Origin of the sequence: Agromyces sp. NPDC052230, assembly GCF_040679595.1 — a bacterium.
Taxonomy (GTDB): domain Bacteria; phylum Actinomycetota; class Actinomycetes; order Actinomycetales; family Microbacteriaceae; genus Agromyces.
Genome location: NZ_JBFAVC010000011.1, coordinates 50099 through 70268, shown reverse-complemented (window position 1 = coordinate 70268; position 20170 = coordinate 50099). Strand labels below are relative to the sequence as shown.

Annotated in this window: 17 protein-coding genes; 7 read left to right on the top strand and 10 right to left on the bottom strand. The window is 70.4% G+C overall.

The annotated features are described in order from the left end of the window. Nucleotides 1-60: 60 nt before the first annotated feature. The 6 genes from AB0K73_RS20010 to AB0K73_RS19985 form a co-directional block, all read right to left on the bottom strand. Nucleotides 61-1413, bottom strand: a complete 1353-nt coding sequence (locus AB0K73_RS20010; protein ID WP_360519121.1) for an extracellular solute-binding protein — start codon at nt 1411-1413, stop codon at nt 61-63. Nucleotides 1414-1597: 184 nt separating this feature from the next. Beyond that, nucleotides 1598-2551, bottom strand: coding sequence for a 3-hydroxyacyl-CoA dehydrogenase family protein (locus AB0K73_RS20005; protein WP_360519117.1), 954 nt, complete (start codon nt 2549-2551; stop codon nt 1598-1600). Further along, entirely contained in the window at nt 2548-3024 is a 477-nt protein-coding gene (locus AB0K73_RS20000) for a ribose-5-phosphate isomerase (RefSeq protein ID WP_360519114.1), read from the bottom strand. The genes AB0K73_RS20005 and AB0K73_RS20000 overlap by 4 nt, the downstream gene beginning before the upstream one ends. After that, entirely contained in the window at nt 3024-4787 is a 1764-nt protein-coding gene (locus AB0K73_RS19995) for a dihydroxyacetone kinase family protein (RefSeq protein ID WP_360519111.1), read from the bottom strand. Before AB0K73_RS19995 ends, AB0K73_RS20000 begins: the two co-directional genes overlap by 1 nt. After that, the gene (locus tag AB0K73_RS19990) at nt 4784-5767 is read right to left on the bottom strand and encodes a sugar phosphate isomerase/epimerase family protein (RefSeq protein ID WP_360519109.1); all 984 of its coding nucleotides are present in this window, start codon (nt 5765-5767) and stop codon (nt 4784-4786) included. Before AB0K73_RS19990 ends, AB0K73_RS19995 begins: the two co-directional genes overlap by 4 nt. A gap of 78 nt (nt 5768-5845) precedes the next feature. Further along, on the bottom strand, nt 5846-6544 hold the full coding sequence (locus tag AB0K73_RS19985) for a GntR family transcriptional regulator (protein ID WP_360519106.1): 699 nt from the start codon (nt 6542-6544) through the stop codon (nt 5846-5848). 125 nt (nt 6545-6669) lie between these two features. On the opposite strand from AB0K73_RS19985, the gene AB0K73_RS19980 reads away from it, so the two are divergent. Next, on the top strand, nt 6670-7698 hold the full coding sequence (locus AB0K73_RS19980; RefSeq protein WP_360519102.1) for a LacI family DNA-binding transcriptional regulator: 1029 nt from the start codon (nt 6670-6672) through the stop codon (nt 7696-7698). Nucleotides 7699-7711: 13 nt separating this feature from the next. On the opposite strand, the gene AB0K73_RS19975 is transcribed toward AB0K73_RS19980, so the two are convergent. Further along, on the bottom strand, nt 7712-8545 hold the full coding sequence (locus tag AB0K73_RS19975; protein WP_360519099.1) for a phosphatase PAP2 family protein: 834 nt from the start codon (nt 8543-8545) through the stop codon (nt 7712-7714). Nucleotides 8546-8574: 29 nt separating this feature from the next. Between AB0K73_RS19975 and AB0K73_RS19970 the strand changes: the two genes are divergently transcribed. Then, nucleotides 8575-8778: a hypothetical protein gene (locus AB0K73_RS19970; protein ID WP_360519096.1), complete on the top strand. Its 204-nt coding sequence runs from the start codon at nt 8575-8577 to the stop codon at nt 8776-8778. A gap of 76 nt (nt 8779-8854) precedes the next feature. Here the strand turns inward: AB0K73_RS19970 and AB0K73_RS19965 are convergent, their stop codons facing one another. Together AB0K73_RS19965 and AB0K73_RS19960 are read right to left on the bottom strand one after the other, a co-directional pair. Further along, nucleotides 8855-10129, bottom strand: a complete 1275-nt coding sequence (locus AB0K73_RS19965) for a multidrug effflux MFS transporter (RefSeq protein WP_360519093.1) — start codon at nt 10127-10129, stop codon at nt 8855-8857. A gap of 228 nt (nt 10130-10357) precedes the next feature. Beyond that, on the bottom strand, nt 10358-11533 hold the full coding sequence (locus tag AB0K73_RS19960; protein WP_360519090.1) for an ROK family transcriptional regulator: 1176 nt from the start codon (nt 11531-11533) through the stop codon (nt 10358-10360). 143 nt (nt 11534-11676) lie between these two features. Here AB0K73_RS19960 and AB0K73_RS19955 point away from each other — a divergent pair, with 143 nt between their 5' ends. Genes AB0K73_RS19955 through AB0K73_RS19935 form a run of 5 tightly spaced genes read left to right on the top strand, consistent with a single transcriptional unit; the run spans nt 11677 to nt 18848 of the window. Further along, a complete protein-coding gene (locus tag AB0K73_RS19955; RefSeq protein WP_360519087.1) occupies nt 11677-12972 on the top strand; it encodes an extracellular solute-binding protein in 1296 nt (431 codons plus the stop codon). Nucleotides 12973-12986: 14 nt separating this feature from the next. Continuing rightward, nucleotides 12987-14021, top strand: coding sequence for a sugar ABC transporter permease (locus AB0K73_RS19950; RefSeq protein ID WP_360519084.1), 1035 nt, complete (start codon nt 12987-12989; stop codon nt 14019-14021). Further along, nucleotides 14018-14887: a carbohydrate ABC transporter permease gene (locus AB0K73_RS19945; protein WP_360519081.1), complete on the top strand. Its 870-nt coding sequence runs from the start codon at nt 14018-14020 to the stop codon at nt 14885-14887. Before AB0K73_RS19950 ends, AB0K73_RS19945 begins: the two co-directional genes overlap by 4 nt. Further along, a complete protein-coding gene (locus AB0K73_RS19940; protein WP_360519078.1) occupies nt 14884-17289 on the top strand; it encodes a glycoside hydrolase family 3 N-terminal domain-containing protein in 2406 nt (801 codons plus the stop codon). The genes AB0K73_RS19945 and AB0K73_RS19940 overlap by 4 nt, the downstream gene beginning before the upstream one ends. Next, a complete protein-coding gene (locus tag AB0K73_RS19935) occupies nt 17289-18848 on the top strand; it encodes a glycoside hydrolase family 43 protein (protein ID WP_360519075.1) in 1560 nt (519 codons plus the stop codon). Before AB0K73_RS19940 ends, AB0K73_RS19935 begins: the two co-directional genes overlap by 1 nt. 227 nt (nt 18849-19075) lie before the next feature. Here the strand turns inward: AB0K73_RS19935 and AB0K73_RS19930 are convergent, their stop codons facing one another. Further along, nucleotides 19076-20101 carry a LacI family DNA-binding transcriptional regulator gene (locus AB0K73_RS19930; RefSeq protein ID WP_360519072.1) on the bottom strand — a complete coding sequence of 342 codons (1026 nt, stop codon included), beginning with the start codon at nt 20099-20101 and terminating at the stop codon, nt 19076-19078. Nucleotides 20102-20170 lie beyond the last annotated feature (69 nt).

Here is a 20170-nt window from a genome sequence, read left to right as displayed (position 1 = left end):
TTCGGTGGAAGGGACGTGTGCGGGCCGGCCCGCTGGGCGGACCGGCCCGCGGCTCTCACGTCACTCGACGGTGAATCCCTGCTCCTCTGCGTAGGCGACGACGTCGTCCTGCAGCAGGTCGGCCGCCTCCGAGCCCGTCACCGCGCCCTCATTGATGGAGGCCAACTGCTCGGTGAAGGCATCGAAGTAGTACTGGCCGAACGGGGTGTACGTCATGCCGGTGTAGGCGTTGGCCGCCGGCACGTACACCTCCTTGTTGGCCTGCTGCCCGTCGAAGAAGGGGACCTCGTAGTTCTCGAAGTCCGCGGAGTTCAGCACGCCCTGGTTGAGCGGGAAGATGACCTGGTTCTGCCATCCGTCGGCGAGCGAGGCCTCGTCGGCGTAGACCCCGAACGCCACCTTGGCCGCGAGCTCCGGGTCCTTCGCCTGGCTCGTCACGGAGAACGCCGATCCGCCCCAGTTGACCGACACGGGGTTGGCCGCATCCCACTGCGGAAGCGGTGCGACCGCCCACACGCCGGCGTCCTCACCTTCACCGACGCCGGCGCCGGTCAGGTATCCGGGTGCCCACGCTGCAGAGATGTAGGTCGCGTAGTCGCCACCGATGACACCGGCGATGTATTCCGGCGTGAACTGGTCCTGCGTGCCGACGAGGCCCTTCTCGACGAGGCCGGCCCAGTAGTCGAGCACCTCCTTGGAGGCGGGATCGTTGAGGGCGATGCCGATCGTCTCGGGCGACGCCGCGTCGTACGTGAACGGCTGCGCCCCGTTCTGGTACTGCAGCGCCATCATGACGGCGGGCACGTTCGCACCGAGGTCGCCGAACAATGGCCCGCCCGCGTCCTTGACCTTCTGTGCGGCCGCCTCGTACTCGGCCCAGGTGGTGGGCGGCACGACACCGTACTGCTCGAAGACGTCCTTGCGGTAGATCATCCCCATCGGGCCACCGTCGACCGGAGCGCCATAGATGCCGTCGCCGACCGAGACGTCCTTCCAGGCGCCCTCGCTGAAGTCGTCCTTGACGTCCTCGTAGCCGAAGTCGCGGATGTCGACGATGCCTTCCTGCACCTGGAAGGTCGGGATGCGGTCGGCTTCGATCATGATCACATCGGGTGCACCGGTGCCCGCCGTGATGGCGGTCTGGAACTTGTCGTACTCGTCACCGCCCTGACCGACGTTGGTCCAGCACACCTGGACTTCGTCGTTCTGCTCGTTGAAGTTGTCGACGACGAGCTCCATGTTCGGATACCAGGCCCACATGGTCACCACCGGGAGGTCGGCCTTCGGAATGCTGTTGGTGCAGTTGGTGGCATCGTTGCCGCCTCCGCCGCCATCGTCGCCGGCGGTGCAGGCGGTCAGGGTGCCCGCGAGCACGAGCGTCGCTGTGACGGCTATGACTTGCTTGGTCTTCACTGTGGTGTTCCCTTCGGAAGCGTGGACGTCGTTGTCGGTGCATTCCCGGAGGCGGAAGGGCGGCATCAGCTGCGAGGGGGCTGCAGCACCGTGTTTCCACGCGGGATGTACAACGTTGTACTTTCAACGTTGAACAGAGGATAGCGCGTTGCGAGCCGCGCTTGTCAAGGACTTCTTCGGATGGTCAGTACTCGACGTCGGGCGCACCCAGGCGATCCAGAAGTTCCTGCATCGCCGCGTACGCCTGGTCGCGGTACGCGATCAGGTCGGGCAGGCGCTCCGCGGGCGTCGAGAGGAAGCCGCTCCCGGTCTTCACGCCGAGCTCGCCGCGCTCCACCCGCTCGGCCAGTGCGGCGGGCCGGATGAACCGGTCGGGATACGCGTCATGCAGCGATCGATAGCAGAAGTCGTAGACGTCGAGGCCGGCCATGTCCGCGATCGCGAACGGCCCGAAGAACGGCAGCCGGAATCCGAACGTGGTCCTCGCGATGCGGTCGACCGATTCGGGAGTCGCCACTCCCTCTTCGACGAGACGCGCCGCTTCGCTGAACAGCGCGTACTGCAGCCGATTCAGGACGAAGCCGGTGACATCCGGGATCTCAACGCCGGTCTTCCCGCTCTGCTCCAGCAGCTCGATCACCCGCGGAGCCACGTCGGGGGCGGTGCCGTCATGCGGAATCACCTCGACGCCGGGAATGAACGGCGCGGGATTGCTGAAATGCACGCCGAGGAAGCGCTCCGGTCGAGTGACCACCTCCGCCAGGGTTCCGATGGAGATCGTGGAGGTGTTGCTGCCGATGACCGCCTCCGGTCGCGTCGCCTCGCTGATGCGCCGCAGCACATCGTGCTTGAGCTCCAGGATCTCGGGGACGGCCTCCTCGATGAAATCGGCTTCGGCGACGGCGGACTCGATGGAGGTCGCCGCCGCCACCGCCGCCGCGAGACGATCCGCCGAGTCCGGGGGAAGGAGACCGCGGGTCGCGAAGTCGGCGGCCTCGCGAATGATCCGCTCCCGGCTCCGGAGCGCCTGGTCAGCGGAGGCGTCGGCGAGGAGAACCTGCCGGCCCGACAGCGCGAGCACCTGTGCGATCCCGCCGCCCATGTACCCGGATCCCACCACGGCGACCTTCGCGATCATTCCGGCACCCCTTCGCTGCGGGCGATCGGGTCGCCCTCGATGAGCGCGACCTTGCGCGCCGACGGACTGCTCGGGTCGAACCGGAGATCGAGCCACTCGTCGACCAGCTTCTTCGCGAGTTCGATGCCGACGACCCTGGCCCCCATGGCCAGAACCTGGGCATCGTTGCTGAGCACGGATCGCTCGACCGAATAGCTGTCGTGCGCCGTGACCGCTCGGATGCCCCTCACCTTGTTCGCGGCGATGGCCACGCCGAGACCGGTGCCGCACACGAGCAGCGCCCGATCCGCATCACCCCGCACCACCCGGTTCGCCGCCGTGATGGCGACGAGCGGATACGGAGTGGTGTCGGCCTCGCCCACACCGATGTCGATGACCTCGTCGACCCGCGGGTCCGCTTCGAGCATCTCGCGAAGCACCTCCTTGTAGGCGAGTCCGGCGTCGTCCGCTCCGACCACGATCTTCCAGCCCATCAGACGATCCCCGCTTCTCCGCGCGCCCGCACCGTGGACGATGCGGCATGCGTCTCGGCGGCCACCGCCCGGACGATGATCGCGAATGAGATCGCCCCCGGGTCGGGATGCCCGACGCTGCGCTCGGCGAGCGGCCTCGCCCGGCCGAGCTTCGGCGAGAGTGATGCCGTGGCCTCGGCTGCCGACGACGCCGCGTCGGCGGCGCTTCGCAGTGCGGCCGGCACCGGGACGCCGCGGGCGACGGCGTCGGCGAACGTGTCGCTGAAGGGGACGATCGCATCGACCATCGTCTTGTCTCCCACTCGTGCGCCGCCGAGTTCGACGATCCGGTCGCGCGCGGCGACGAGCGCGGCCACGAGGTCGTTCTCACCGTATGCATCGGCGTCGCCGAACGACGCACCGAGCGAGCGCAACGCCGCTCCCCACAGCGCGCCGGAGGTTCCACCGGCGCGCTCCGACCAGGCCTCGCCGGCCTCCTCGAGCACGGTGGCGAGGCCGGCGCGGGCGCCCGCCGCCTGAGCGGCATCCGACGCGGCCGTCAGTCCCCGCAGCATCCCGATCCCGTGGTCTCCGTCTCCGGCCACCGCGTCGAGCCTGCCGAGTTCCTCGACCTGATCTTCGATCTCGCTCCGAGCCGCCGCGAGGAGTCGAAGCGCGTGGGCCGCGGCATCCGCGGAACCCTCGGAAACCGACCTCGAGCCGTTCGGGGCCGGCGGCTCCTCGAGGCTCGACGGCGTGACCAAGGGGCGCACGTCGGGGCCGACCGCCATCGCCCCCTTGCGGTACGCGGGCGTGTAGGCCGGCGCATGCCAGAGTTCCTCCAGCTCGGCGTCCAGCCAGCACAGCGTGAGCGAGACGCCCGCCATGTCGAGACTGGTGACGAGCTCCCCGCACTCCGGCTCGACGATCTCGAGTCCGGCGGCGTCGAGCTCCTGCGCAACGTACCGGAAGAGGACGAAGAGCTCTTCGTACTTCACGGTCCCGAGCCCGTTCACGATCACCGCGACCCTGGAACCGGCCGCGACAGGGCGCTCCTCGAGGAGCGGCTCCAGCAACGTGCGTGCGAGCTGCGGAGCCGACTGCAGCGGCACGTCCCGGATGCCGGGCTCCCCGTGGATCCCGAGGCCGACGGACATCATCCCCTCTGGCACCGTGAAGAGCGGTTCGCCGCCACCTGGGAGCGTGCACCCCGAGAAGGCGACGCCGAGCGTACGCGTCCGGTCGTTGGCGATACGTGCAAGCCGTTCCACCTCGTCGAGGGAGTCGCCGCGCTCGGCTGCCGCTCCGGCGATGCGGAACACCACGAGGTCGCCCGCGATGCCGCGCCGCCGCTGGGCCTCCGACTGCGGCGCGCTCGCGACGTCGTCGGTGACCAGGACGGTGCGGGCGTCGACGCCGTTCTCGCGGAGCCGCCGCTCGGCCTCGCCGAAGTGGATGACATCACCGGCGTAGTTCCCGTAGCTGAACAGCACCCCGCCGCCGGTCTCGACCGCCTGTGCCACCCGGAACGCCTGGCCCGCCGACGGCGAGGTGAAGATGTTGCCGCAGACGGCGCCGGCGGCGAGGCCCAGGCCGACGAGTCCGGCGAATGACGGGTAATGGCCCGAGCCGCCGCCGATCACGACCGCCACCTGTCCGGGAGCGAGCGGATGCCGCCGGATGACGCCGCCGTCCACGCGCTGCAGTTCGCCCTGGTGCGCGAGGACGAGTCCGTCGAGTGCGTCCTCGACGAATCGATCGATCTCTCCATGGATCCGCGTCATCCGACGCCACCTCCGTACTGTTGCGTGACGCGGCTCGTGCCGAGGAGGCGCGGCCGCCGTGGGAGCACCCGGGTGCGCAGGTAGTCGCGATTCGCGGCGCTGACGCTGAGGCCGTCGCCGCCGTAGTGCTCGGTGCAGATCACACCCTGGAACCCGGCATCCAGGGCGATCCGGAGGGCGGAGCGGTAGTCGATCACCCCGTCCTCGAGGTACGACGGAGTCGTGGTGACGCGTGCGCCGCCCGGCTCCTCGTCGCGGTGGTAGTTCTTGACGTGCCAGAAGTTGGCGTACGGCATCGTCGCCTCGGCGACCTCGCGCCAGCTCTCGATCGGCCCGTGGAGCCGCACGAGGTTTCCGATATCGGGATTGAGGCCCACCGACGGCGACCCGATGTCCTCCACGAGGCGAACGGCGGACTCGGCCGAGCCGAGGAACGTGTGCTCGTACAGTTCGAGCGAGAGCAGGATGCCGAGCTCCTCCGCGTGACGGCCGAGCTCCTGGAAGCGCGCGACCGCGAGGGCCCAGGCTTCGGCGTCGCCCATCCGATCCCGATGGCCCGGCACCGTCCAGAACCAGAGCTGGCGCTGCTGCTCGGGCGTGAGCGGGCGATGAAGGCCCACGGAGACGACGCCGGAGCCCAGCTCGGCCGCCACGTCGATGCATCGGTGGGAGTAGGCGAGGTTCTCAGCACCGACCTGCTCGTCGATGACGCTGCGGCGGATCACCGACATCGACAGCGGCGCGAGCGCGGTTTCGGCGAGGGCGGTGCGAAGCGCGGCGACGTGCGACGGGGCGAGGTCTCCGTAGGCCAGCCAGGTGTCCGTCAGGTCGACCGCGTCGAACCCGAGGTCGGCGACCTCGAGCAGGTCCTCGAGCCACCGGCCGACGGTCTCCTCGTCGGCGTGCCGCGCGTCGGGCGGGGCGGCCCTGAACGGGAGCATCGCGGCGGCGATCGGCCAATCGTCAGCGGTCAGCGGCATCCGTGCTCCTCGGGAATCGAATATCGTGCACGATACACGATTCGAGGACGAGGACGCAGGGATCGATGATCCCGCAGCTCAGGAGCCGGTGAGTTCCCCCAGCGCGCGCGATCGCACGCCCACGAGGTGACGCCGCATTGCGGCTTCCGCGGCAGAGGGATCCCCGTCGGCGATCGCATCGCGCACGGCGGTGTGCTCGGCGATGGTCGCGTCCGCGTCGGTCACTCCTCGGCCGGAGAACAACCGGAACCGCTGGAACTGCCCGCCCAACGCGTCGTAGGCGTGGGCGATGAACGCGTTCCCGGTGCCCGCGATGACGGCACGGTGGAATCGGCGGTCGGCCTCGTAGTACTCGCGGAACAACTCGAACGTCGGGCCCCGGGGCGCGTCGGCGAGCGCCCGGATCGTCGCGTCGAGGTCGGACGCGAGATCGGTCGTCGGATGCCGCGACGCCGCCGTGCCGGCCGCGGCCGGCTCGATCAGCAGGCGGGCGTCAAGGAGTTGGCCGAGCTCGGCGGGGGTGAGCTCGGGAGCGACCCGGTAGCCGCGCAGTGCCATCCGCCGTACCAGCCCCGTCGACTCGAGGCGGGCGAGCGCTTCCCGGATCGGGCTCGTCGACACGCCGAGCTCACGGCTGAGTGCGTCGATCCCGAGGGGAGCGTCGGCGACGATGTGGCCGTCGACGATGAGTTCGACGAGCCGGTCGTAGACCTCGTCGACCACGAGCCGGGGCCTGATCGCGCCCGGGCGAGTGGAACCGCTTCCGTCCGTCCTCACCTCGGCATCCTACTGTGATGCACTCCGCGGAATGGGGTGGCGCACTGGGCCGTGCAGGGCGAGCGGGTCGGCCGAATCGCTGGAGTACAGTGGCCGCTGGGGTACGCGGAGGGACGGAGGCGCCGATGGGGGCAACGCTGCACGATGTTGCGCGGGTTGCCGGCGTGTCGATCAAGACGGTCTCGAACGTCGTGCATGAGTACCCGCACGTGCGACCCCAGACGCGGGAGCGCGTACTGAGCGCCATTCGCGAGCTCGACTACCGTCCGAATCTCTCGGCGCGCGGGCTCAGGTCCGGACGGACCGGCGTCATCGGGCTCGCGGTGCCGGCCCTGCGCGAGAACTACTTCGCCGAACTCGCCGATGCGGTGATCCGCGCTGCCGAGCGCCGCGGCCTGAGTGTCCTGATCGAGCAGACCAACGGCGACCGATCGAAGGAGCTCCTCTCGCTCGGCGGCGGACGACTCCACCTGACCGACGGCCTCCTGTTCAGCCCGGTGAGCCTCGGGCAGAAGGATGTGGATTCGCTCCAGGTTCCGATCCCCCTCGTCCTGCTCGGCGAGCGGATCTTCGGGGGCCCGACGGACCACGTGACGATGCACAACACCTCGTCGGCGCGGGCCGCCGTCGAGCACCTCCTCGAGCTCGGTCGCACCCGCGTCGCGCTCGTCGGCGCCCCCACCTCGACCGACGACGACGCGAGCTCCGCCACCCTCAGGCAACTGGGCTATCGCAAGGCGCTCGACGCGGCGGGCATCCCCGAAGCGGCCGAGCTGATCCGCGTCGCCGAGCCGTGGAACCGTGAGAGCGGAGCGGATGCCGTTCGCCGCATGCTCGACGAGGGAGTGTCGTTCGACGCCGTCTTCGCACTCAACGACACGCTCGGCCTGGGCGTGCTCCGAGCCCTCGGCGAGGCCGGGATCCGGGTGCCGGAGGAGGTGGCCGTCATCGGCTTCGACAACATCGATGAGTCCCGGTTCTCCGTCCCCTCCCTGTCGAGTGTCGATCCCGGCCGGGAGGAGATCGCCGAGAATGCCGTAGCGCTGCTCCTCGAGCGGATCGGGGAGAAGGCTGAACGTCGCCCGCCCCGTCAGATCAAGCCCGACTTCCGGATCGTGGCCCGGGAGTCGACGGGTGTGCAGATCACGCCCTGACCAGAAGCCCGGCTCACTCCCCCGCATCGCGCGGCCGCGCGGGCGGCGTGACGTTCCCCTGGGCGCGCGCGGCGTTCCGGGCCGAGACCTCCGCCAGCCGCTTGAGCCGCTCCCGCTCGAGCGGCGCCGCGAACGCGGCCCACATGAGCAGGGCCGCGCCCACGCCGACGAGGATCCCGCCGACGGTGTCCGAGATCCAATGCGCGCCGAGGTACGTGCGGCTCAGGGCCATCAGGAGCGTGTAGGCGGCCCCGAGCACCCACACCCACGCGTACGGCACGATGATGCCGATGGCGACCGCGATGGTCGCGGCATTCGCCACATGCCCCGACGGGAATGACCCGAAGTCGCTGAGCACGATGATGTCCTCGGGCCGCGCTCGCCCGAACAGGTTCTTCAGCAACTGCACCGCGCCCGCGCTCACCGCCGAGGCCGCCAGGAAGTACAGGGCAGCCCAAGGTCGCCGAGCGACGAGCAGGATCAGGGCGATCCCGATCGGCACGATGAAGACGCCGACGATGCCGCCGCCCAGGCCGTTCATGAAGTACGAGACCACGTCGCCCACCGGCCCCCGGAACGCGAGGACGTCCTCGGCCCACTCCTCGTCGAACTCGAACGCCAGGTCACCCGAACGCACGGTGACGATGAGGCCCATGAGCGCGGCCGCGATCACGGCCGAGACGCCGCTCACGATCGGGACGCGGCGCCCGAGCCGCTGCGCCTTGGCCTCGCGCTGCTCCGGCCGCAGGTCGTCGGCGATCGTCGGGGTCGGGTCGTGACCCGTCGCCTCCTGGGCGGTGTCGGGCGCCTCGGCGGGCTGCGCCGCAGGGTCGTCGCGTTCCGTCATCCCACCACGTTAGTCAAGGTCGGGAGCGGATGCCGCAGCACGTCGCCGTGGCATCCGCTCGGCTGGTGGCATCCGCTCGGCTGGTGGCATCGCTCGCGTGGTGGCATCCGCTCGCCCGCGCGCTCATTCGCACGCCCGCGCGCTCATCCGCACGATATTGCGGATATACGATCCGCCACGCCGCCGAACCCGCCTGCGGCACGGCGTGCCCGATCGTATATCCGCAGGAATGAGCGCGAGCGGATGCCGCCGCGAGCTGCCGCGGCATCCGCTCGGCTCGGGGCATCCGCTCGTGGGAAGGCGCCGCCCTCAGTCGCTGAGCGGCGGCACGGTCTTCGGCCGCACGAGCGCCCACAGCGCGACGATCGCGACGGACGCGGCGAGCAGCATGACGAACGCCATGGGCACCGCGCTGCCGACGCCGAGCAGGCCGATGAGCGGCGAGATCAGCCCGGCGAGCCCGAAGTTCAACGCGCCCAGGAGCGACGCGGCCGTGCCCGCCTCGGCGCCGTGACGCGCGAGCGCGAGCACCTGCACCGCGGGGAACGAGAAGCCGCAGGCGAGGATGTAGAACCACAGCGGGATCGCGGTGCCCCAGAATCCCGCGCCGTTCGAGTCGAGCACGATGATGGCGATCGCCATGCTGAAGTGCACGAACGTGGCGGCGGCGAGGATCCATTGCGGCGGCACCGGCCCGCGCATCAGCCGAGAGCTCGTCTGCACGCCGACGATGACGCCGATCGAGTTCACCGCGAACAGGAGTCCGTACTCCTGTGCGGAGAACGCGTAGAGCTCCTGGAACAGGAACGACGAGGTCGACAGGTACCCGAACAGCCCCGTGAACGTCATGCCGCCGATGATCGCGGCGCCGAGGTAGACACGGTCGCGGAAGAGCGCGCTGTAGCGGTCGCGCAGGGTCGAGTGACCGGCGACGTGCCGGCGCGACTCGGGAAGCGTCTCGACGATGAGGAACGCGACGGCGCCCACCACGACGACGGCGTAGGCGCCGAGCACCCAGAACACGCCGCGCCAGTCCATGACGCCCAGCAGTTGCGAGCCGATGACCGGCGCCAGCACGGGGGCGAGACCGTTGATGAGCGCGAGCCGCGAGAGCATACGCACCAGCGGCTTTCCGCCGAACAGGTCGCGCACCATCGCCATCGCGACCACGCCGCCGGCCGCAGCGCCGAAGCCCTGCAGCAGGCGGAACACGCTCAGCCAGACGATGTCGGGCGAGAGTGCCGCGCCGACGGATGCCGCGATGTGCAGCACCGTGGCCAGGATCAGCGGGAGCCGGCGCCCGACCTTGTCGCTCCACGGGCCGACGATGAGCTGGCCGAATCCGAACCCGATCATCGTGCCCGTGAGGGTGAGCTGCACGGCGGCGGCGGAGACGCCGAGCTCGTCCTGCAGCACGGGGAACGCAGGGAGGTAGAGGTCGACCGTGAACGGGCCGAGGGCGGTGAGCGCACCGAGCACGAGCACGTAGACGAGGCGTTGGCGACGCGTGAGGAGGTCGCCCGGGTGCGCCGGCGCCGTGTAGTCATCGGGCCGGATGATGGGGATGGAGGAGGTGGAGGACATGCGTGTTCCCGAGCGTGCTGGAGTGCGGCGGCGCGCGCCCTCGGGCGCCGGGAGACAGAACGACGGCGTCCGGTGCTGGACGCCGTCGCGGGGCGATCTCGGCCGCGAGGCCTCGAATCGATTCGACTGTCGTCCAGTGTAGCGGCAGCACCCCTGGTGGGAACAAGTCGATCCGCCACGTCGGTGTCGGAGAACGCCGTCCGCGCCGGTCGGACGCGGGCGCTCCGGTCAGTCGCGCGCCGCGGCCAGCGGGTCGGCGAGCAGGGGTGAGAGCGCGGCCTCAGCCGCCCCGATCATGAGCCGGTCCTCGCCGAGCGCCGCGACGCGGATCGAGACCTCTTCGAACGCGGCCGCGACGGTCTGCGCGCCGACGGCCTGCTCGAGATCGGCCGGGTCGCTCTCGGCGACGGTCGCGAGGAAGCCGCCGAGCACGACGAGCGACGGGTTCAGCACGTTGATCGCGTTCGACAGGGCGGTCGCGAGGATGTGTCGCTGCCTGGCGAGCTCCGCCGCCGCCTCGGGTGCGACCGACGCGGCGAGCGCGGCGGCGAGCGTCGGCTCGTCGGCGCTCGCGAGGCCGACGACGTCGAGCAGCCGGGATCGGCTGACCTCGTCCTCGAGCACGCCGCCCTCGGCACGGCGGTCGGCGGGGTCGGCGATGCCGGGTCGGTTCTGGCCGAACTCCCCTGCGTATCCTCCGGTGCCACCAACGAGCCGCCCGTGCACGACGAGTCCGCCGCCGATGCCGCTCGCGCCGCCGTTGAGGTAGACGAGGTCGTCGACGCCGCGTCCGGCTCCGAACAGGTGCTCGGCGTGGGCGCCGAAGCTCGCATCGTTGCCGACGGCCGCGGGCAACCCGGTCGCCTCCTCGACGAGCGCCCGCAGCGGGGCATCCGTCCACTCGAGATGCGGCGCCCAGCGCACGAGGCCGTCGGATGCGCGCACGAGGCCCGGCACGGCGAGCCCGATGCCCACGAGGCGGGCTCCGTTGAGCTCACCCGCCACCCAGCGTTCGAGCGTGGCGGCGACGAGTTCGGCGGTCTCCTCGGGGCTCGGCAGGTGGTCGACCTCGATGCGCTCACGCACGGGGATGCCGCCGCCCAGCCCCACCGCGGCGATCGTGATTGCGTCGACCTCGGGGTTCACGGCGAGCACGAGCACCCCCGGATCGGGCGCGACGACGGGCGAGGGGCGTCCGACCCGGTTGGTGGGATCCGGCGGCTGCTCCACGACGTGGCCGAGCTCGACGAGCTCGGCCACGAGGGTTGCGACGGTGGAGCGGTTCAGTCCCGTGAGCGCCGTCAGGCGGGCTCGCGACATGGCGCCCTCGAGGTGCACGAGACGCAGCACTTTCGAGAGGTTTCGACGGTGCACCCCGTCGAACGTCCCGCCCCGGTCATTCACGCGTCCACTCTAGGGGCGGCGTGGCGGGTCCGATCCCGCCACGCCGCAATTTGTTGCGCTTGACCCCATATCGGAACCGTCGTATATTCAAGGTGTCCAGATCACTTTCGACGTGGGTGTCGAAACTTTCGAGAGGTTCAAAGATGAACAGACGCAGCATCGGCCGCATCGCGGCGCTCGGCGCCGGCGTCGTCCTTGCCGCCGGCACGCTCGCCGGCTGCAGTGGCGGTGCCGAGGGCTCGGATGACGGATCGGTCAGCCTGAGCTTCTGGCACAACTCCACCACCGGCCCCGGTCAGGCCTTCTGGAAGGAGGCCGCCGCCGACTTCGAGAAGGCCAACCCCGGGGTCTCGATCAAGATCCAGTCCATCCAGAACGAGGACATGGACGGCAAGCTCCAGACCGCCCTGAACTCGGGCGACGCTCCCGACATCTTCATGGCACGCGGCGGCGGCAAGCTCGCCGCGGTCGTCGAGGCCGGCCAGGTGCAGGATCTCACCGACCGGATCACGGACGAGACGCGGGAAGCGGTCGGCGAGGCGGCCTTCCAGGCACTCTCGGTGGACGGCGCCGTCTACGGCATGCCAATGTCGATCCTCCCCGGCGGGTTGTACTACAGCAAGGACCTCTTCGCCCAGGCCGGCGTCACCGAGACCCCCGCCACGATCGACGACCTCGTGCAGGCCACCGACAAGCTCAAGACCGCAGGCGTCGGCCCCATCGCCCTCGGCGCCAAGGACGCCTGGCCGGCCGCGCACTGGTACTACTTCTTCGCGCTTCGCGAGTGCTCGCAGGATGTCATCGCGCAGGCGGCATCCGACCCGACGTTCGAGGACGACTGCTGGCTGCGCGCCGGCGAGGCCCTCGAAGAGTTCGCGGCCGCCGAGCCCTTCAACGAGGGCTTCCTCACCACGTCCGCGCAGCAGGGTGCGGGCTCCTCCGCCGGGCTCGTGGCCAACCACAAGGCCGCGATGGAACTGATGGGCGCATGGGACCCGGGCGTGATCGCATCGCTCACGCCCGACACGAAGCCGCTCCCCGACCTCGGCTGGTTCCCGTTCCCGGCCACCGCCTCGGGCGAAGGTGACCCGGCTGCCATGATGGGCGGCGTCGACGGCTTCAGTTGCCACGTGGACGCGCCCGACGAGTGCGCCGACTTCCTCAACTTCGTGATGCAGCAGGAGTACCAGGAGGCGTACGCCGAGGCGTTCGTCACCCTCCCGGCCAGCAAGGACGCACAGGGCGTCGTCACCGACCCGGCCCTCCAGGACGTGCTCGCCGCGTACGAGGACGCACCGTACGTCTCCGTCTGGCTCGACACCCTCTTCGGGCAGAACGTCGGCAACGCGCTGAACGTCGCCGTCGTCGACATGCTCGCCGGCAAGGGCGATGCGCAGGCCATCGTCGACGCCGTGAACGAAGCCGTCAAGAAGGGCTGAGGACACACAACATCATGAGCGTTCGCACCTCTCCCAGCACGGGACGAGTCGAGGCGGACGACGCGCGGGTCGGGGACGGCGTGCCGTCCCCGACCCCTCGTCGGCGCGACGGCGGGACGTCATCGACGAAGCGTCGGCCGCGTCGTGATCGGCGCAAGACCCTCGAGATCGTCCTGCTCGTCGGCCCGGCACTCCTCGTCTTCGTCTCATTCGTCATCTTCCCCGTCATCATGGCCGGCTACTACGGCTTCTTCCGCTGGAAGGGCTACGGCGACCCCACCGACTTCGTCGGCCTCGAGAACTACATCACGATCCTCCAGGACCCCTCGTTCCACGAGGCCCTCTGGCACAACGCCGTCATCGTGGTCATGTCGCTCGTCTTGCAGGGACCAGCCGCGCTGCTGCTGGCACTGCTGCTGAACCGACCGATGCGCGGGCAGTCGCTCATCCGCGTGCTCATCTTCGTTCCCTATGTCATCTCCGAAGTCGTCGTCGGCACGGGCCTGGGCCTGATGCTCCAGAGCCAGGGCGCCGTGAACGGCGTGCTGGAAGGCGCCGGTCTCGGCTTCATCGCCCGCGACTGGTTGGCCGATCCCGACATCGCCATCTGGACGCTCATGGCGATCATCACCTGGAAGTACATCGGCTTCGCCGTCATCCTCTTCCTGGCCGGACTCCAGGGCATCCCGCAGGAGCTCAACGAGGCCGCACAGATCGACGGCGCCTCGTACTGGCAGATCCAGCGCCGCATCACGTTGCCGCTGCTTTCGCCGACCATTCGCATCTGGGCGTTCCTGTCCATCATCGGCGCCCTGCAGCTCTTCGACCTCGTCTACATCATCTGGGGCCAGTACGTCGCGTCCACCGCCGGCACGTCCACCATGGCGACCTACATGGTCGTCAACGGACGCAATGCCGGCAACTACGGGTTCGGCAGCGCCGTGGCCGTCGTCCTCTTCCTGATCTCCCTCGCTGTCGCCCTCGTGTACCAGCGATTCGTGCTGCGCCGTGACACCGCGGGTGCCCTGACCGAGAGGAACGCGCGATGAGCGCCTCCATCGCCCTGCCGCGCGTACGGCCACCACGCGGGAACGGCCGGCTGCCGTGGGGCAGCCCGGTCGTGTACTTCATCGCCCTCGTCGTGATCGCCCTGCTGCTGGCACCCATCGCCTACATCATCATCGGCGGCTTCCGCACGAATTCGCAGATCACCGTCGACCCGGCGGGCCTGCCGTCGCCCTGGGTCGCCGCGAACTACCTCGACGTCCTCGCCGGTTCGACGTTCTGGACCGAGGTCCTCAACTCGACGATCGCCGCCGTGGCCACCACCGTCGGCGTGGTCGCCCTCGGACTGGCCGCGAGCTACGTGCTCGCCCGCTATCGGTTCCGCGCGCGGGGCGTGCTGTACGCCATCTTCGCCGCAGGGCTCATGTTCCCGATGACGGTCGCGATCACCCCGCTGTACCTCGTCGTGCGGAACCTGGGCCTCGCCAACTCGCTCGGCGGCGTCATCCTGCCTCAGATCGCGTTCGCCCTTCCGGTGACCGTCATCATCCTCGTGCCATTCCTGCGCGCCATTCCCGATGAGCTCGAGGAGGCCGCGGCGATCGACGGCTGCTCGCGCCTCGGCTTCTTCTGGCGCATGGTCATTCCGCTCGCCCTGCCAGGCGTCATCACGACCGGCATCCTGGCGTTCGTCGCAAGCTGGAACAGCTACCTCCTGCCCCTGTTCATCCTGAACCACGAGGCGAGCTACACCCTGCCACTCGGCGTGCAGGCGTTCGCGTCGCAGTACTCCGTCGACACCGCGAAGGTGCTCGCCTTCACGTCGCTGTCGATGATCCCCGCGCTCGTGTTCTTCAGCATCTTCGAGCGCCGCATCGTCGGCGGCCTCACGGGGGCGGTGAAGGGATGACGCAGCAGTACCTGCCGGCCGAAGACATTCGACCGGCGACGGATGCCTCGTGGCGCGACGCCACCCGGCCGGTCGACGAGCGCGTCGACGCCCTCGTCGCCGAGATGACGCTCGACGAGAAGCTCGCCCAGCTCTACGGCGTGTGGGTCGGAGCATCGGACGACGGCGGTGCCGACGTCGCTCCGCACCAGCACGAGATGGACGACCACATCGATCTCGACCAGCTGCTCCCCGCCGGGCTCGGGCAGCTCACGCGCCCCTTCGGCACCGCACCGATCGACGCGGCCGCCGGCGCGCTCTCGCTCATGCGCACCCAGGAGCGCATCGTTTCGGCGAGCCGGTTCGGCATTCCCGCCCTCGCGCATGAGGAGTGCCTCGCGGGGTTCGCAGCCTGGGGCGCGACCGCCTACCCGGTGCCCCTGTCGTGGGGTGCATCGTTCGACCCCGAGCTCGTCGAGCGGATGTCGCGGCGCATCGGCGCCGACATGCGATCCGTCGGCGTGCACCAGGGTCTCGCGCCCGTGCTCGACGTCGTGCGCGACGCCCGCTGGGGCCGCGTCGAGGAGACCATCGGCGAGGACCCGTACCTCGTCGGCACGATCGGCACCGCGTACGTGCGCGGGCTCGAGGCATCCGGAATCGTCGCGACGCTCAAGCACTTCGTCGGCTACTCGGCGTCGAAGGGCGGACGCAACCTCGCACCCGTGTCGGTCGGGCCGCGCGAGCTCGCCGACGTGCTGCTGCCACCGTTCGAGATGGCCGTGCGCGAGAGCGGGGTGCGTTCGGTGATGAACGCGTACACCGACCTCGACGGTGTGCCCACCGCCGCCGACCGCACCCTGCTCACCGAGCTGCTCCGCGACACCTGGGGCTTCGAGGGCACGGTCGTCGCCGACTACTTCACGATCGCGTTCCTGAAACTCCTGCACGGCACGGCCGAGTCGTGGGCGGATGCCGCGAGCGCGGCGCTCGAGGCCGGCATCGACGTCGAGCTGCCCACCGTGAAGACGTTCGGCGAGCCGCTCCGCCGCGCTGTGGAGGAGGGCGTCGTGGCCGAGTCCACCATCGACACGGCGCTGCGCCGGGTGCTCCGGCAGAAGGCCGGCCTCGGCCTGCTCGACTCCGATTGGTCGCCGGTGCCGCCGGCGCTCGCGGGCACCGAACTGGCCGACCTCTCCGACACCGACGCGCTCCGCGGCCGCATCGACCTCGACTCCCCCGAGAACCGCGCGCTCGCTGCGCGGCTCGCCGAGGAGGCGGTGGTGCTCGTGAAGAACGACGGCACCCTGCCGCTCGCGGCATCCGTTCCCCGCACGATCGCCGTGATCGGCCCGAACGCCGACGACCCGTACGCCATGCTCGGCTGCTACTCGTTCCCGGCGCATGTCGTCGTGCAGCACCCGGGCGTCGCGATGGGCATCGAGATCCCGACGGTCCTCGAGGCGATCCGGGCGGAGTTCCCGGGCAGCGACATCCGTCACGCCGTCGGCACTTCGGTCGACGGCGGCGAGACCGAGGGCATCGCCGATGCGGCGGCGCTCGCGGCATCCGCCGATCTCGCGATCCTCGTACTCGGCGACCGCGCCGGCCTCTTCGGCCGCGGCACGAGCGGCGAGGGCTGCGACGTCGAGACGCTCGACCTCCCCGGCGCCCAGCAGGAGCTGGTCGACGCCGTGCTCGCGACGGGAACCCCCACCGTCGTGACGCTGCTGACCGGGCGGCCGTACGCCCTCGGTCGTGCGGTGACGGATGCCGCCGCCATCGTGCAGGCGTTCTTCGCCGGGGAGGAGGGCGCGCCGGCGATCGCCGGTGTGCTCAGCGGTCGCGTGAACCCGAGCGGACGCCTGCCGGTGTCCATCCCCGCCGGCTCGGGTTCACAGCCGACCACCTACCTCGCGGCGCCGCTCGCCCGCGCCAATGGCGTGTCGAACGTCGATCCCTCCGCGGCCTTCCCGTTCGGGCACGGCCTCGGCTACGCGACGTTCGAGTGGGAGTCGTTCGCGGGCGACGAGGCGCAGACCGGGGTGGACGGCGAGGCGACCGTGCGGCTCCGGCTGCGCAACACCGGTAACCGTGCCGGCACCGAGGTCGTGCAGCTCTACCTGCACGACCCGGTGGCCTCCGTCGTGCGGCCGGTGCAGCGACTCGTCGGCTACTCGCGGGTCACGCTCGAGCCCGGCGGGGAGGCCGAAGTGCGCTTCACCGTGCCGGCCGACCTCGCGGCGTTCACGGGGCGCCGTGGCGAGCGCATCGTCGAGCCCGGCGAGATCGTGCTGAGTGCGGGTCGCTCCAGCGGCGACCTCCCGTTCGCGCACACGGTGCGGTTCGTGGGCTCGACCCGCCGGGTGGATCACACACGGCGACTTCACGCTGAGGTCGCCGTCGTCCACGGCTCGCGCTGATGGGCCGGTACCGCAACCCGGTGCTGCCTGGTTGTCATCCCGACCCCAGCGTGTGCCGTGTGGGCGACGAGGTCTTCCTGGTGACGTCGACGTTCGAGTACTTCCCGGGCCTGCCGGTGCACCGGTCGCGGAACCTCGTCGACTGGGAGCTCGTCGGCCACGCGGTGCATCGACCCGAGCAGCTCGACCTGTCGACCGTGCCGGCGTCAGGCGGGCTCTTCGCGCCGACGATCCGGTACCACGACGGGCGGTTCCACGTCGTCTGCACGCTCGTGCACGGCGAAGGTCGGCAGGGTCACTTCCTCGTCACGGCGACCGACCCGGCCGGCCCCTGGTCTGATCCGGTCTGGCTCGACGACGTCGACGGCATCGATCCCTCCCTGACGTTCGACGATGGACGGGTGTGGCTCTGCGGCACGCGACTGGCCGACCCCGGCGCGTGGGAGGGGCAGACGGATGTCTGGCTTCGCGAGCTCGATCCCGTCACGTTCGCGCCAGTCGGGCCCGAGCACCTGCTGTGGCGCGGCGCACTCGTGGGCGCCGTCTGGGCGGAGGGACCGCACCTGTTCCGCCGCGACGACCGGTGGATGCTCCTCGCCGCGGAGGGCGGCACCGATCGCGACCACGCCGTGTGCGTCGCCTTCGCTGACGAGATCACCGGGCCCTACGTGGGCGACCCTGCCAACCCCCGCCTCACGCATCGCGATCTCGGCGCCCGTGCCGAGATCGTGAACGTCGGCCACGCCGACCTCGTCGAGGCATCCGACGGCCGCACCTGGGCGACCCTTCTCGCAGCCCACACCGTCGACGGACTCGCAAGCCTCCTCGGGCGACAGACCCACCTCGTGCCCGTCGCGTGGGAAGCGGGTCGGCCGCTGTTCGCGCCGGGTGTCGGCCGCGTGCAGGCGGAGGTCGAGGCCGACGGCGTGCCCGACCAGGCACCTGCGCCAGCGGTGGTGCGCGACGATTTCGACGTGGCCGAGCTCGACCTCGAGTGGAACACCCTCCGCACGAGCGGCGGCGATCGGATGTCGCTCACTGCGCGCCCGGGCCACCTGCGACTGACCCTGGGTCGCACCCGACCGACCGAGCTCGGGCCGCTCTCGTTCGTCGGTCGTCGCCTGCCGTGGACCAGCGGCCGGTCGACGACGGTGGTCGAGCTGTCGGATGCCGCGGACCCGATGTCGGCGGCCGGACTCCTGCTCCGCCACTCCGAAGACGCGCACCTCGCGCTCGTGGTGCGGCGTGATCCGACCGATGACGGCACGGTGCGCGTCGAAGCCACGCTCGCGGCCGACGGCAACACGCACACGCTCGGCTCGATCTCCGTGCCGGCCGACGGGCCCGTGGAGCTCTCGCTGCAACTCGACGGGTTCCACGCGGAGCTCGAGGCGCGGACCGACGCGAACGGCCCCTGGTCGCCGGTCGCCGCCGCCGACGTCATGCCGCTCTCCCCCGACGTCGCCGGCGGATTCGTCGGCGCATGGATCGGCATGCTCGCCGTCGGCGACGGCACGGGCCACGCCGACTTCGACCGCTTCGAGTTGGTCGCGGCCTGAGCCGACGAGCTCCATTCGGGGAAACCTGCGTCAGAGGCATCCGTCGCTCCTGTCCACTTCTGCGGATATACGATCGGGCGCGCCGGTCCTGCGGCCGATTTCTCGGGGTGGCGGATCGTATATCCGCAGAGTCGTGCGCGTACACCGGCCCGTGCCCGAGCCTGAACCCGTGCCCGTGCCCGTGCCCGAGCCCGAGTCCGAGCCCGTGGCCGAGCGAGTGGGCGCGGCTACGCGGCGGCCGGCGGCGCCGTGCTCTCGCGCACGACGAGGCTCGTCGCGAGGTCCATGCGCGGGGTCGCCTCCGCCGAGCCCTCGCTCAGCCGGATGACGAGGCGCGCGGCCTCCTCGCCCATGCGACGGAGCGGTTGGTGCACCGTGGTCAGGCGCGGTGTCAGCCACTGCGCGAGTGGAATGTCGTCGTAGCCGACGATCGACACGTCCTCGGGCACGCGGAGACCGAGCGTCCGGGCCGCCTCGATGGCGCCGAGCGCCTGCAGGTCGCTGCCCGCGAAGATGGCCGTGGGACGATCGGACGAGGAGAGCAATTCGCGAGCGTGGTCGCGGCCGCCGCTCATGTGGAAGTCGCCGAAGCGGATCCACTCCGGCCGGATTTCGAGCCCCGCGGAGTTCATGGCGGAGCGGAGGCCGTCGAGGCGGGCGAGGGAGCACATCATGTCCTCGGGTCCGGTGATGGCCGCGATGCGGCGGTGCCCGAGCTCGATGAGATGGCGCGTGGCCATGAGTCCGCCCGACCAGTTGGCCGAGCCGACCGACGGCGCGTCGGGCGATGGGTCGCCGGCGGGGTCGACGATCACGAACGGGATCGCCCGCGAGCGAAGCCGCTCGCGGTACTCGGGGGCCAGGTCGGAGAAGACGAGCACGACGCCGACGGGCCGGCGCCGCATCACGCCCTCGATCCATTCGGGATCAGGCGAGTGCCGGCTGCCGCTCACCGTGAGCACCACGCTCAGCCCATGCTCCTGCGCGACCTCCTCGACGCCGCCGATGACCTCCATCGACCAGACGCTCTCGAGTTCGTGGAAGACGAGTTCGATGAGGTCGGCCTTGGGCTGGGCGCGCGCACCGCGACGCTCGTACCCATGCTGTTGCAGCAACTGCTCGACGCGTGCCCGGGTAGAGGCCGCGACATCAGCGCGGCCGTTGAGCACCTTCGAGATGGTCGACAGCGAGACACCCGCCTCCAACGCGATCTCGGCGAGCGTCACGCGCCCGGGTGCGGCATCCGTCTGCATGTTTCGAGTCTAACGACGAAAGTCCCGAGAGCCACGGTTGCAAATCCGCGCGGCGGACTCGAATTCGCG

Bases quoted from the DNA above. Each gene is read 5' to 3' on its own strand.
- AB0K73_RS19970 (WP_360519096.1), top strand. From the start codon at position 8,575: ATGCCGCAGCACGTCGCCGTGGCATCCGCTCGGCTGGTGGCATCCGCT.
- AB0K73_RS20005 (WP_360519117.1), bottom strand. From the start codon at position 2,551: ATGATCGCGAAGGTCGCCGTGGTGGGATCCGGGTACATGGGCGGCGGG.
- AB0K73_RS20000 (WP_360519114.1), bottom strand. From the start codon at position 3,024: ATGGGCTGGAAGATCGTGGTCGGAGCGGACGACGCCGGACTCGCCTAC.
- AB0K73_RS19945 (WP_360519081.1), top strand. From the start codon at position 14,018: ATGAGCGCCTCCATCGCCCTGCCGCGCGTACGGCCACCACGCGGGAAC.
- AB0K73_RS19940 (WP_360519078.1), top strand. From the start codon at position 14,884: ATGACGCAGCAGTACCTGCCGGCCGAAGACATTCGACCGGCGACGGAT.
- AB0K73_RS19995 (WP_360519111.1), bottom strand. From the start codon at position 4,787: ATGACGCGGATCCATGGAGAGATCGATCGATTCGTCGAGGACGCACTC.
- AB0K73_RS19950 (WP_360519084.1), top strand. From the start codon at position 12,987: ATGAGCGTTCGCACCTCTCCCAGCACGGGACGAGTCGAGGCGGACGAC.
- AB0K73_RS19935 (WP_360519075.1), top strand. From the start codon at position 17,289: ATGGGCCGGTACCGCAACCCGGTGCTGCCTGGTTGTCATCCCGACCCC.
- AB0K73_RS19965 (WP_360519093.1), bottom strand. From the start codon at position 10,129: ATGTCCTCCACCTCCTCCATCCCCATCATCCGGCCCGATGACTACACG.
- AB0K73_RS19975 (WP_360519099.1), bottom strand. From the start codon at position 8,545: ATGACGGAACGCGACGACCCTGCGGCGCAGCCCGCCGAGGCGCCCGAC.
- AB0K73_RS19980 (WP_360519102.1), top strand. From the start codon at position 6,670: ATGGGGGCAACGCTGCACGATGTTGCGCGGGTTGCCGGCGTGTCGATC.
- AB0K73_RS19990 (WP_360519109.1), bottom strand. From the start codon at position 5,767: ATGCCGCTGACCGCTGACGATTGGCCGATCGCCGCCGCGATGCTCCCG.
- AB0K73_RS19955 (WP_360519087.1), top strand. From the start codon at position 11,677: ATGAACAGACGCAGCATCGGCCGCATCGCGGCGCTCGGCGCCGGCGTC.
- AB0K73_RS19930 (WP_360519072.1), bottom strand. From the start codon at position 20,101: ATGCAGACGGATGCCGCACCCGGGCGCGTGACGCTCGCCGAGATCGCG.